Origin of the sequence: uncultured Anaerococcus sp. (assembly GCF_963510575.1) — a bacterium.
Lineage (GTDB): Bacteria > Bacillota > Clostridia > Tissierellales > Peptoniphilaceae > Anaerococcus.
The window spans coordinates 1-11683 of the sequence record NZ_CAUPFR010000051.1; the positions used below are offsets into that span (position 1 = coordinate 1).

11 protein-coding genes and 1 riboswitch are annotated in these 11683 nt (G+C 38.0%); of the genes, 6 read left to right on the forward strand and 5 right to left on the reverse strand.

Going from position 1 to position 11683, the window contains the following annotated elements:
- Nucleotides 1-943 precede the first annotated feature (943 nt).
- From RQ907_RS05060 to RQ907_RS05070, 3 genes are read left to right on the forward strand one after another with little or no spacing between them, the layout of a single operon-like run.
- Nucleotides 944-2062 carry an EpsG family protein gene (locus RQ907_RS05060; protein WP_311492299.1) on the forward strand — a complete coding sequence of 373 codons (1119 nt, stop codon included), beginning with the start codon at nt 944-946 and terminating at the stop codon, nt 2060-2062.
- Nucleotides 2063-2075: 13 nt separating this feature from the next.
- Nucleotides 2076-3221 carry a hypothetical protein gene (locus tag RQ907_RS05065; protein WP_311492300.1) on the forward strand — a complete coding sequence of 382 codons (1146 nt, stop codon included), beginning with the start codon at nt 2076-2078 and terminating at the stop codon, nt 3219-3221.
- Nucleotides 3199-3528 (forward strand): hypothetical protein, encoded by a 330-nt coding sequence (locus RQ907_RS05070; RefSeq protein WP_311492301.1) that lies wholly within the window; start codon nt 3199-3201, stop codon nt 3526-3528. The genes RQ907_RS05065 and RQ907_RS05070 overlap by 23 nt, the downstream gene beginning before the upstream one ends.
- A gap of 34 nt (nt 3529-3562) precedes the next feature.
- Here RQ907_RS05070 and RQ907_RS05075 read toward each other — a convergent pair whose 3' ends face one another.
- Genes RQ907_RS05075 through RQ907_RS05090 form a run of 4 tightly spaced genes read right to left on the reverse strand, consistent with a single transcriptional unit; the run spans nt 3563 to nt 6030 of the window.
- Nucleotides 3563-4186, reverse strand: a complete 624-nt coding sequence (locus tag RQ907_RS05075; protein ID WP_311492302.1) for a hypothetical protein — start codon at nt 4184-4186, stop codon at nt 3563-3565.
- A gap of 10 nt (nt 4187-4196) precedes the next feature.
- Nucleotides 4197-4991 carry a hypothetical protein gene (locus tag RQ907_RS05080; protein WP_311492303.1) on the reverse strand — a complete coding sequence of 265 codons (795 nt, stop codon included), beginning with the start codon at nt 4989-4991 and terminating at the stop codon, nt 4197-4199.
- Nucleotides 4991-5674, reverse strand: a complete 684-nt coding sequence (locus RQ907_RS05085; protein ID WP_311492304.1) for an ABC transporter ATP-binding protein — start codon at nt 5672-5674, stop codon at nt 4991-4993. The genes RQ907_RS05080 and RQ907_RS05085 overlap by 1 nt, the downstream gene beginning before the upstream one ends.
- Nucleotides 5671-6030 (reverse strand): GntR family transcriptional regulator, encoded by a 360-nt coding sequence (locus tag RQ907_RS05090; protein WP_311492305.1) that lies wholly within the window; start codon nt 6028-6030, stop codon nt 5671-5673. The genes RQ907_RS05085 and RQ907_RS05090 overlap by 4 nt, the downstream gene beginning before the upstream one ends.
- Before the next feature lie 556 nt (nt 6031-6586).
- Between RQ907_RS05090 and RQ907_RS05095 the strand changes: the two genes are divergently transcribed.
- Together RQ907_RS05095 and RQ907_RS05100 are read left to right on the forward strand one after the other, a co-directional pair.
- Nucleotides 6587-7312, forward strand: a complete 726-nt coding sequence (locus RQ907_RS05095; RefSeq protein ID WP_311492306.1) for an ABC transporter ATP-binding protein — start codon at nt 6587-6589, stop codon at nt 7310-7312.
- Nucleotides 7305-8945 carry a hypothetical protein gene (locus tag RQ907_RS05100; protein ID WP_311492307.1) on the forward strand — a complete coding sequence of 547 codons (1641 nt, stop codon included), beginning with the start codon at nt 7305-7307 and terminating at the stop codon, nt 8943-8945. Before RQ907_RS05095 ends, RQ907_RS05100 begins: the two co-directional genes overlap by 8 nt.
- A 934-nt stretch (nt 8946-9879) precedes the next feature.
- On the opposite strand, the gene thiT is transcribed toward RQ907_RS05100, so the two are convergent.
- Nucleotides 9880-10428: an energy-coupled thiamine transporter ThiT gene (gene thiT / locus RQ907_RS05105; RefSeq protein WP_311492308.1), complete on the reverse strand. Its 549-nt coding sequence runs from the start codon at nt 10426-10428 to the stop codon at nt 9880-9882.
- A 26-nt stretch (nt 10429-10454) separates the two neighbouring features.
- Nucleotides 10455-10548: riboswitch (TPP riboswitch) on the reverse strand.
- A gap of 145 nt (nt 10549-10693) precedes the next feature.
- Here thiT and RQ907_RS05110 point away from each other — a divergent pair.
- A partial coding sequence (locus RQ907_RS05110) for a DEAD/DEAH box helicase family protein (protein ID WP_311492309.1) occupies nt 10694-11683 on the forward strand: 990 nt, incomplete at its 3' end.

An 11683-nucleotide genomic window follows, 5' to 3' on the forward strand; every position in this document is an offset into this window, starting at 1 on the left:
CCCTTACACCCCCTCTCCGTTACACCCCCACAAGCGGCTCCTTAAGCGGAGTGCGAAAGCAGAAGTTTGCCTATAGGCAAACCTATTTATTAGGGGGAATAACTCCGTATTAATTCATGTAAATACCCACAGATTTCTAATATTCAAGCCCCTAAAAACTGATAACTCGCTATCGCTCAAACAATCAGTTTTCTTGACGGGGCTTTTTATTAGAAATCCTTACTCGATAAAGAGGAGAAATGATTTTGAAGTTTCTAGGATTTTCTAGGCTCGTTTGGCTTTGCCAAACATTGCTAAATTAGCTTTATCTTTCTTGTAGGAAGAGTTAAAACCTCAAGACCGAGTATTTTTGTAAATGAAGGAGGCGTTTAAAAATTTGATTGTTTGAGCTTTAGCGAGTTATCAAATTTTAGCCGACTGAGTGTCAAAAAAGTTTGTAGATAGTCCAACTAAAACAAGGGTAGCCCTATATTAATAGTTTGCCGAAGGCAAACACCATATCCCCCGAGAGGGGTCGCCCGGAGGGGGTAACGGAAGGGGGTTTAAGGGGGACCCGATGTGGGAACATCCTGCCCTAGCGGCCGAGAGCGACGAAACGTTCCCCTGGGGTCCACCTTTTACGAAGATTCAATAGTAAATAAAATAATTCATTACAATATAAAAGAAATATAACTTATCTCGGATAAGAAAAAAAGATGTTAATCCTGGATTAATAGACTAACTTAGTGAAAAAATCCCTTGGGCTCCCCCTTTGAACGGAGGGGTCATGTGAATGACATGGACATATTTAAAAGATAAAATCCTTTTTATAAAAAAATAAAATTAATTTATCATGGATAAAAAGACGAAAAAATGATATATTAATGAATAAGAGTACAAGAGAAGTATTCTCTTTTATCACACAAGGGAGTTTTAGGGGGATGCCCCCTAATTAGAAAAGTTTATGGGATTTTTGTTATTTTTTACGCTGGAGCTTTTGCTTTTTCTATGCTTTAGCCTTATAGATTTTAAAACTTCATATCAAAAAAACCTCGCGGCTTTTTCTATGTTTTTCTTGATGTTTATTTTTGCAGGCCTGAGAGGGTCGGGAGATGCTGATTATTACAATTATTTGTGGTTCGCTAAGGATATTGGAACGGATTTTGATAAGGTTTTGGATTTTTCCTACCCGGTTGAGTTTTCCTTTAGGCTGGCGTCTTACCTTATAAATATCGTTGGTATTAGCCGTCAGTGGGTGATTGTCCTTATGAATTTTTTGTCAATCGGACCTGTGACTTATGTGGTGGTTAAAAAATCGGCTAATCCATTTTTGTCTGCAATTATATTTTTGCCGATTTTCTTGCAATTTGATATGCAAACTTCAAGGACTGCCACAGCTATGGGCCTAGGTCTCTTGGCTATTTACCTAGCGACTGAAAAGAAGAGATTTAGGAGTTTTTTGGCCCTTGTTTTAGCTATCAGCTTTCATAAGTCGGCTGTGGTTCTGATTCCATTTTTATTATATTTGGAAATTGATCTTAATAATATTTTAAAAATTTTGATAGTCTTGGCAAGTTTGGCTGTGTCGGTTTTTTCAAAGCTGGTTTTTTCCATAGCTGCAACTGTGTTTTCAAAAATAGGTCTTGGCATACTTTCTAGGAAGATTGTAACCTACACCTTTGAGGGCAAATTTGCTTATGGTATGCAACTTTTTGACCCGAGGATTATATTTTTCTTCCTTTTATTTATAGTTTCCATCATGTACTTGGATGAGAAAACTTTTGGAGGAGATAGGATGGACAAAGCCGGTGTCAAAGCTATGGTTTTTGGCCTTTGCATCATGCTTGTTTTTAGGTCATCGACAGCCATTGCCTTTAGGTTTTCATCCTACTTTGCACTTTTGGAGATGTTTTACCTACCAATGATGATTAAAAAATTAAAATACCAAGACAGCCTGGCGGCCTTTTTGCTAATTTTATCCATAGTGGTCTTTATCCTACCTTATGCGATTTATATTAGCGTTGATGCGCCAGAGTACGATTTTTTCTTTACAAATTCAATGGCTATCGAGTCATTACATTAAGATAGGAGTTTTTATGAGAAAAGTTACAACTTACCAATTAATTGACGGAATTAAGAGAAATCTCGCCCTTCTTATTGTTCCTGCCATCGTGTTTTTTGGCCTGGTTTTTGGCCTGGGAATGCAAAAAGTCGGTGGGTCTTACGAGGCTTCGGCAATTCTGATTGCCACAGCTGGTGAAGATGAGGAAATTTCTTACAATAAGATAATTCTAAACGAAAAACTTGGCAACATTTATTCTGAGATTATAAAGTCACCTGACCTTTATAAAAGGGTTGCAAATGACCTAAAAAAGGGTGGTTCAACACTTGATTTTAAGGAAATCATGGCAAAGTCTGATTTTGATGTAAACCCACAAGCAGGCCTTATTAGCCTAAGTTACAATGATGATAACAAGGATAGGGCGGCTGATGCTCTTAAGTCTATTTGTGAAAACTTTAGGCAAATGGCTAAAGATTATCTAAATGCTGATAATTTAGCCTATTTGCATGAGGTTTTGGTTGATCAGGCTTCAAAGAAAAAACTTTTGATTTTTTCTGTGGCAGCAGGAGTTGCTGGGGCTATTTTAGGCCTAGCTATAGTAATTATCAAGACCCTTCTCTCTGATAATATAGCCGATGAGGACGATTTGAGAGACCTTGACTTTGATGTACTTGGATCTAGCGATGAAATTTCTAAAATAAAGGCAAAAATTGATCATAGGCTTCAAGATGGGGTCCTTGGGATAACAAGCCTAGGAAAAGTTGATTCTTATGAACTTGCCAAAGCTTTGGCAGAAAGTCTTGCTCCTGCCAATGGGGTTTTGTTCATAGATAGTAAAAATGCTGGCGAAATAGAAGGAAAATTTTTAAGTGATGAAAATTCCTTTAAGGTCCTAAGAAAGGGCGAAATTGATTACCTAGCCTTTCCAGCTAAGGCTTCAGATAGGATTTTCGATACTAATGAGTTTTTTGCAGAAATTGCCAATAGGGAAAACTCTTATAATTACATCCTAATTGACCAAAAATCCTTAGAAACAGCCGACCCTTACCTAACAGCCAGACTTTGCGATATGGAAGTGATTTTGGTAGATGGAAAGACTAAAAAATCTACCTTAGACAAGGCGATTAGCGACCTAAGGGAATTGGGAATAGATTATTGTGGGGTGGTTTACCATAAATAAGTTAGTAATTTTTTGCCTATTAATAACCCTAGCTGGATGTGGTAAGGAAGAAAAATACACCAAACAAGATATCCCAACAAGGCCTGGGACTGGGATTAAGCTTAAAGATGAAATTGGAATAGGATTGTCATATAGGTTGGTAAGAGATGCGAAAATCTACACCGACCCCGACGAAAAAACAGCCTTCGACACCTTAGAAAAAGGCTCAGTTGTGGTAGCCAGTCAAGAAGAAGAAAATGGCTTCGCCTATGTGACCTACCAGGGGCAGAGCTTTTATATTGAAGTTAAAAATTTAGAAGGAATTTAAAAACCAGCTCGAATTTGAGCTGGTTTTACTTTTATCATTCTTCTGGGTCTAGGGGTTCTTTTAAGTCTTCGTTTTTGAAGAAATCTGTCCCGTCTGGGGCATTGCTTTGGAAGGTACCTAAGATTGAAACGTAGTCTTTGCCTTCGATTGTGTAAGAAATTTGGAACTGTAGGTACTCCATGAAGTATTTTTCATATTGGACTCCATATCTTTTTGTGGCGTAAGAGTAGGTGTTTTCTCCATCGTCAGTAAGTTCGCCTTCAATATGGCGTGTTTTTGTTGGGTCCTTGTAATCACTCGCATGGGCGATTATTTCTATGTGAGTCTTTTCTGGGTCGATTTTTTGTCCGTCCTTGTAGAAGGAAATGTAGATTTTATTTTCCTTAAGAAGGTCGATACAAGGGATGTCGCCTTCTACCCTGCCGTCTACGTCGTCTTCGATGTTGTCGATTTTAGTTTGGTCAAAAGTCTCAAATTCTTCTTTAGTGTAGGTCCTTATGATTGGTGTCCTATGGTCATCTGAGATTTTCGCTTCAATTTTAACCCCGTCTGCTTCCGTATTTCTCAAGTATCCTGGTGTTGGCCTGAAGGTTAACAAGAGGAAGGCCCAGATGGCGATAAATATCCCAATTATTCCAAATACTAGTTTTTTAAACATGAGATCCTCCTTATTCTACTGAGATTTTCTCCTTGTGGAAATAATTTACTAGGGCGAAATAGGCTAGGGCAAATACTCCCAGAATTAGGACTATAATCGCAAAGGATGACCAGTTTAAATCTAGCATATTTATAGAAAATGTGGTTGCATTAGTTGAATATTCCTTAAATTTGATTAAGCTTGTGTTTCCAAGTCCACTAATCAATTTTGCATATACATATCCTTGGAATAAAATCATGGCTACGAAAAGGACTAACTTTGCTGACCTACCCATTTTGTTAAAGGGACGTGATGCTCCCAGCGTATTTGCTGCCATCATAATTAGGGCAAAAATTGTATAAAACAAGGCGATAATAATTAGGAATTTTACCAAACTGATAAAAATATTTAAGTCAATGCTTTGACCTAGGTATTTCAATATTTCTAGGGGATCTAGTCCATTATCGCTAGTTATGCCTATAAGCAAAAAGTTAAAGATAGAAAAAAGTCCTATCACAAGTCCCATAATAATGTAGTTTATAAGTCTAGCCCCTGTTACCTCGCTCGATTTTAATGGTAGTGATGTATAGAAGGCTGATTTTTTGCCGTAAAACCTGTTGTTGTCACTATCATTAAGACTGGCTAGGGAAATGAGTGGGGCAAAGGTCATAACTGATCCGCTTAAGACAATTATAAGACCTAGGGGACTGAAGGCTGTTAACTTATAGACAAAGACCCCTAGGATTGCTATTAGAAGGGGTGACAGCATCCAAGTCATTACCTTTTTTATGTCTTCTTTAAAAATTTGTCTAAATAATTTTCCCATTAGAGGACCTCCCTAAAATATTCTTCAAGGCTTAGACCTTGTTCTTCTCTTATCTCATCAACTGCCTTGTGGGCGAGGACCTTGCCATCTGCTATGATGATTACTTCGTCGAGGATTTTTTCAATCTCAGATATAAGGTGGGTTGAGATTAGTAGGGTTGATTCAGGACTGAAGTTTTCTATAATTGTATTTAGCATCTCAAACCTTGCCTTTGGGTCAATGCCTGTCATTGGCTCATCTAGGAGGTAGACTTGGGTCTTTCTAGCAAGGGTCGCTGCGATTTGTACCTTATCCTTCATTCCCTTGGAACATTCCTTGATTTTAAGGTTTCTTGCTATAGAAAACGAATCGATCATATTGTAGTAGCTTTCTGAGTCAAAATCGTCGTAAAATCTTTCGTAAATATTTCCTATGTCGATTACTGTCATAAAATCGTCAAAGGGAAGGTGGTCGGGTTGGTAGGAGATGAGGGCGTTGGTTTCTCCACCTGGCTTTTGGCCGTCGATTAGGACCTCACCATCGTAATTTTTCTCAAGGCCAGCAAGGATTCTCATAAGGGATGATTTTCCTGTTCCATTTTCTCCTACAAGTCCAATTATCTTGCCAGTACCAAGCTTTAAATTAAAGTCGCTTAGGACTTTCTTGCCTCCGTATTTGAGGCTTAAGTTTTTTATCTCTATCATAATTCCTCCCAATATTCTCTCAAATCTCTTAGGGCCTGGTCTTTTTTGATATTTAAAGATTCCATCCCATTTATAAAATCATCTGCAAAGCTGGTAAAGGCTCTGGATGAGAGTGATTTTATCTTGTTTTCATTTTCTGTTACAAACCTACCGATTGTCCTTTGGCTCTCGCAAAGACCTTCTCTTTCAAGCTCTGATAGAGCTCTTTGGATGGTATTTGGATTTACCTTGTAGGCTGTGGCGAGATTTCTAACTGAATCAATTTTACTACCGGCCTGCCAATCGCCTGTGGAAATTTTGATCTTAAAATCTTCCAAAAGTTGGATATAGATAGGTCGGTTGTTATCAAAATCCATACAAACCTTCTTTCTTTGTATCACTGTACTATTATCTTAATACAAGTGTACTACACCCTTAATACAATGTCAAATTTATTTTTTAAAAATCTTATTTTTGTAAGTGGAGAAGCTCATATATGAGAGAATGCTGAATATATAAGTTATTTCTTTATATTCATAGGTTTTGGGCTAAGGATATCCGTAAATTTTATCGAATGTATGACCAGGACTTGTTTTTTAGTGTACGTAGGAGATTTCTCCACTCGCTTACGCTCGGTCGAAACGAGGATAGTTGTACTTACTTTGAACTCAAAGTTTCTATTTAATTTTTTTACATACTACTGTTTTAATCTTCAAGGAATAGTAAGAGCAATCACCCCTCGCTTCGACCGTAGTGGAGAAGCCTCTGGCTGTGTCAATACAATTATTACGGTAAAGGTGTCTAGATTGTCTTCGCTTTGGGTGATTATTTTCTTAATTTATGACTATATATTGTTGAAATTTATTTTCTCTTTACCAAACTATGGTAAAATATAAATAATTAGTTATAAATAAAACAAAATCGAGGAAGAATATGAAATTAGTTATAGAAAATTTATCCAAGTCCTTTGACCAAAAGGAAGTTATAAAGGATGCTTCATATGACTTTGAAAAAGGCACTGTTTATGCACTTCTCGGACGAAATGGTGCTGGTAAGACAACGCTTTTTAGGCTTATCACAGAGGCTATCAAAAAAGATTCTGGAGAGATTTATCTTGAAGAAAACAGGGAAAAGTCCCCTGTGTCTTTTGACGACGTATTTATGATGGTGGCAGAACCAGATTTGCCAAAATTTCTCACAGGCTACGAGTTTATCAGATTTTTCATAGATGCCAATAGGGAAAATATCAAGGATTTAAAAGACATTGACTATTATATGAATTTGGTTGATTTTGACGAGGAAGACAGGCACAGGCTAATCCAGTCCTATTCGACAGGTATGAAAAACAAAATTCAAATGCTCATGTTTTTGATCCTAAAACCAAGGATAATCCTCATGGATGAGCCACTAACAAGCCTTGACGTGGTCGTATCCCTCCAGATGAAAAAAATCATCAGACAAATCCACAAGGACCATATTATGATTTTTTCAACCCATATCCTCCAGCTTGCTAAGGATATTTGTGATAAGATTGTCCTTTTATCAGAGAAAAAATTATCTGGACTTGATGATTCTTACCTGGCTGATCCTGACTTTGAGGACAAATTGATTTCGATTTTAGCTGGCGAAAAAGAAGTTTTAGGAAATGACCATGAATAAAGATATTAGGACCTACATCCTAGCCGAAAAAATCGCCCTTACCGAAACTTTTAACCTCATGGTTTACGGCATTAGAAAGCTTCCCCTAATCGGCAAAAAATTAGGGGATAAGTATAGGTTTTTTGAAATAAAGGAGATTATGAACGCCTTTTATCCAATTTTTGTCCTCATAAAGCAAATTTTGGGCTGTCTTTTATCCTTTGTAATCGCCTATTTATTCACAACTATCACTTATGGTTTGATTTTTGAAAAAATTGGTGGAGAGATTTTTGCGGCGGATTTGGCTAGCAAAGCTGAATTGACATCTTATCTTATGGGACTTATGGTGCCTGTAATTCTCTATTTTGCGACAGGGATTTTTAGGAATTTTATCTACGACAATGGGGTAGGCATTGGCAAATATTTTGCCCAATACCATATAGATCCAAAATCTTCTTACAAGATATTTTTGTATTACAAACCAGCCATGAGGCTAATTGGTAGGACTCTAATATTTGCTATATTTTTTAGCTTAATAAATAAAGTTTCCCTTATATATCCGATTTTGATGAGTTTCGCTGTCTATTTCCTAGAAACTGGGGCTTCGGTTTTCTGGATGAAATATAAATTAAAACATAAAAAGGGAATTCTGGATAATGGGATTTTGCAAGTTGTCCTTATTATTTTAATCCCTGTTCTTGTTATGGGACTTGTGATTACAGGTCATTTTGACCTAAGGATTTGGGCTGGCACAATTTTTGGCTTTTCACTTGCTCTTTTCATCTACGGCGTAAACGGTCTTAGGAAATTTGAGTCTTTTGACCAGGTTATTGAAGAGTCTGTAGAGGAATACGACGTGGCTTCAGAAGACCTTAACCTAAGTGCAGCTAAGGCCTACGAGCTAAAGGATAAGGATATAGAAGTTAAAAATACAAAGGGACTTTATAAGAAAAGGGGTCTGGCCTTCCTTAATTCCTTGTTTTTTATAAGGCACAAAAGGCTTATTACAAAACCAGTAATAATAAAATCTCTAGCTGTGCCAGCTATTGGACTTGGAGTATTTTTCTTTACGGTTTTTAAGGAAACTTTAACAGCAGATGGGATTTTTGAGCTAACAATCAGGGCCATGCCATTTTTGACCTACATCCTTTCAAGGCAGGATAAGGTAATTACTGCCATGTATTTAAACTGCGACCAGGGTCTTTTGCCCTATGGTTTTTATAGGAAAGGAGAGATGCTCCTTGCCATGTACAGGCTAAGATTTAGGTCAATGCTTCTTATCAACATGATTCCAGCTGGAGCGGTTTTTGCGACTTATATGGTAGCCATGGCCTATAAGGGAGAGATTTTTTGGGTAAATAATTTGGTCGTTCTTGCCTACATTCTTTTAATGACCACATTTTTCACAAGCCTTGCCCTAGCTAAATATTACCTAATCCAACCCTACAACCAAGAAGGAATGCCAGTAAGCAAGGTCGCAGGAGTCATAAATATGGTTGTCTACTACATTTGCATCTACGGTGCCTTTATTGTTAAAGATATGGATTATAAGATGATTTTAATGGCAAGCGGTGGTTTTATCCTTGCTTTTATAATTGTTGTGAATATTTTGATAGTGAAATTTGGGTCAAAGACCTTTAAAATAAGGGACTAATATTTTTTTATCCGAGATAAACTATCTTTTATTCTTATCCGAGATAAGTTATCTGTCTTTTATGTGATAATTTTATTTACAGTTGAATCTTCGTATAAAGGGGGAGCCCAGGGGGACTTTCCGTATGTCCCCCAACCGGCTCCCCCTTAAACCCCCTTCCGTTACCCCCTCCGGGCGACCCCTCTCGGGGGACAAGGAGTTTGCCTACGGCAAACGTGTTGGTATGGAGGAGCCTTTGTTTAAGACTAATATTTGTTTGAATTTTTAAAATCCCAAGCCTCCTAAAAATTGCAATCTAGTCTAACTTGTACTTTTTATTTGGAAATTAGTTCACAGTAACTATTACATCTTGATTTTTAAAAGAGCTGTCAGTGCAATTTTTTTCACGGAGTCTTGGCATTTTAAAATACTCGACCTTGAGATTTTAGACTTCTTTGATTAAAAGTAAATACTAATTTAGCAAAGTTTGGCGAAGCCAAACGAGCCCAGCACCTCTGGAACATCGAGGACAATTCTCCCCTTTATCGGGAAATGATTTCTAATCAAGGGTTGCGTTAAGAAAACTGATTGTTTGAGGCGGAGCCGAGTTATCAGTTTTTAGGGGCTTGAATATTAGAAATCAGTGGGGAGATACAAACAATAATACAAGGATGTTCTCTCTATACAAAAAAAGCTTGCCGAAAAGGCAAGCTTCTACTTTCGCACTCCGCATAAGGAGACGCTCGGGGGTGTAGCCGAGAGGGGTTTAAGGGGAGGCGGGTGAGGGACCCTGCGGAAGGTCCCTTGGGCCTCCCCTTAGAACGAAGCAGTCATGTTAATGACTGAGAAACTTTATAAGATATAGTTAATCTCGGATTAAAAAAAGATAATAATTTATCTTGGATAAAAATCAAAAAAACCAGGAGTCATAAAAACTCCTGTTTTTCTATACTTATTATAATCTTGCCAAGTCTTTGGTTATTAAATTCTTTATTAGGAAGATGATTATAATTGTGATTATAAATTCTACTCCTAGGAAAGTGCCGTTATAAATAATGGAATATAACCAAACGTTTTGGCCTTCTGGGGCGTAAGAACCGAAGAAGATGACTCCTGTTAGGACGTGGCAGACAAATCTGGCGAAGACGCCTAAAAATGTACCTTCAATAACAGGTAAGATTTCATGGTTTTTGGCAAAATTCTTTGAGAAAAATCCTACAAGACCAAGGGAAGCATAGGCTAGTGGGTAGTCTAGGATGGCTTGGACTGGGTGGTAGATTGATCCACCAAATAACATATCAAGAACACCGTAAACTCCGCCTACAACTATGCCTGGGCCAGCTCCATGTCTGATGGCAAAGATGATTAGTGGAATCATCTGGCCTGCTGTTACAGAACCACCTTGAGGTAATTCAAAAAGTTTTATACGACCTAGAATAAAGGCGAGGGCAAGCATTACACCACCTTCGGCAATCATTTTAGTTGACCATTTACTATTATTCATAAAAAAATTCCTCCTTTGCACTCTGCTGGGAGGATTTGTAACTTACCTCCGCCAGCATTACCTGGATTCAGGTTAAGGGTATGATCTCAGCTACTATTGTTAGCACCCCTAGTACACTATTACTATATATGAAAATTGCTAAAAGTAAACAAAGAAAGAAGTTTGACTGACTCTGACCAATGGAAAAACGGCTAATTTCTAGTATAATACTTGGGTATAAATAAGGAAAATTAGCGAAAGTTTTAGATATAGATTGAGAGAAAAGATGGAATTTAAATTAAAATCAGACTACGCCCCAAAGGGCGATCAGCCAGAGGCCATTAAAAAACTAAGTGAGGGAATCCTTGCAGGAAAAAAACACCAAATCCTAAGGGGGGTGACCGGTTCTGGTAAGACCTTTACCATGGCCAACATTATCCAAAATGTTCAAAGGCCAACCTTGGTTCTTGCTCACAACAAGACCCTTGCCTACCAATTATTTACCGAATTTAAGGAATTTTTCCCAGACAATGCTGTGGAATATTTCGTTTCCTACTACGACTACTACCAGCCAGAGGCCTATGTGGCAGCGACTGATACCTACATAGCCAAGGACTCTTCTATAAATGACGAAATCGACAAGATGCGCCATTCTGCAACAATGGCCCTTTTTGAGAGAAGGGATGTAATAATAGTTGCCAGTGTTTCTTGCATCTACGGTTTGGGTGACCCGATTGAATACAAAAAGTTAGTCGTATCCCTCCGTCCTGGCCAGGAAATCAGCCCGGAAGAGGTCATGAAAAAGCTAATTGATGTTCAGTACGTACGAAATGACGTGGAATTTGAAAGGGGAACCTTTAGGGCAAGGGGAGATGTTTTAGACATTTACCCTGCAGGTTTTGACCAAAAAGCTATTAGGCTAGAGTTTTTTGGGGATGAAATCGACCAGATTTCAGAATTTGACCCCCTCACAGGCAAGGTAATTTCAAAAATTTCCCACGCCTACATTTACCCTGCCAGCCACTACGCCACAACCAGCGAAAAGACTGAAAAAGCAATAATTTCCATAGAAAAAGAGTTGGAGGAAAGGATAAATGAATTTGAAAGCGAGGGTAAACTCCTAGAGGCCCAGAGAATCGAACAGAGAACCAAGTATGACATTGAAATGCTAAAGGAAATAGGATTTTGTTCGGGAATCGAAAACTATTCTGCCCACCTTTCCCAAAGGCCAAGGGGTTCAAGGCCTTACACACTTATAGATTATTTTCCAAAAGAC

Bases quoted from the DNA above. Each gene is read 5' to 3' on its own strand.
- RQ907_RS05095 (WP_311492306.1), top strand. From the start codon at position 6,587: ATGAAATTAGTTATAGAAAATTTATCCAAGTCCTTTGACCAAAAGGAA.
- RQ907_RS05065 (WP_311492300.1), top strand. From the start codon at position 2,076: ATGAGAAAAGTTACAACTTACCAATTAATTGACGGAATTAAGAGAAAT.
- RQ907_RS05100 (WP_311492307.1), top strand. From the start codon at position 7,305: ATGAATAAAGATATTAGGACCTACATCCTAGCCGAAAAAATCGCCCTT.
- RQ907_RS05080 (WP_311492303.1), bottom strand. From the start codon at position 4,991: ATGGGAAAATTATTTAGACAAATTTTTAAAGAAGACATAAAAAAGGTA.
- RQ907_RS05060 (WP_311492299.1), top strand. From the start codon at position 944: ATGGGATTTTTGTTATTTTTTACGCTGGAGCTTTTGCTTTTTCTATGC.
- thiT (WP_311492308.1), bottom strand. From the start codon at position 10,428: ATGAATAATAGTAAATGGTCAACTAAAATGATTGCCGAAGGTGGTGTA.
- RQ907_RS05090 (WP_311492305.1), bottom strand. From the start codon at position 6,030: ATGGATTTTGATAACAACCGACCTATCTATATCCAACTTTTGGAAGAT.
- RQ907_RS05085 (WP_311492304.1), bottom strand. From the start codon at position 5,674: ATGATAGAGATAAAAAACTTAAGCCTCAAATACGGAGGCAAGAAAGTC.
- RQ907_RS05075 (WP_311492302.1), bottom strand. From the start codon at position 4,186: ATGTTTAAAAAACTAGTATTTGGAATAATTGGGATATTTATCGCCATC.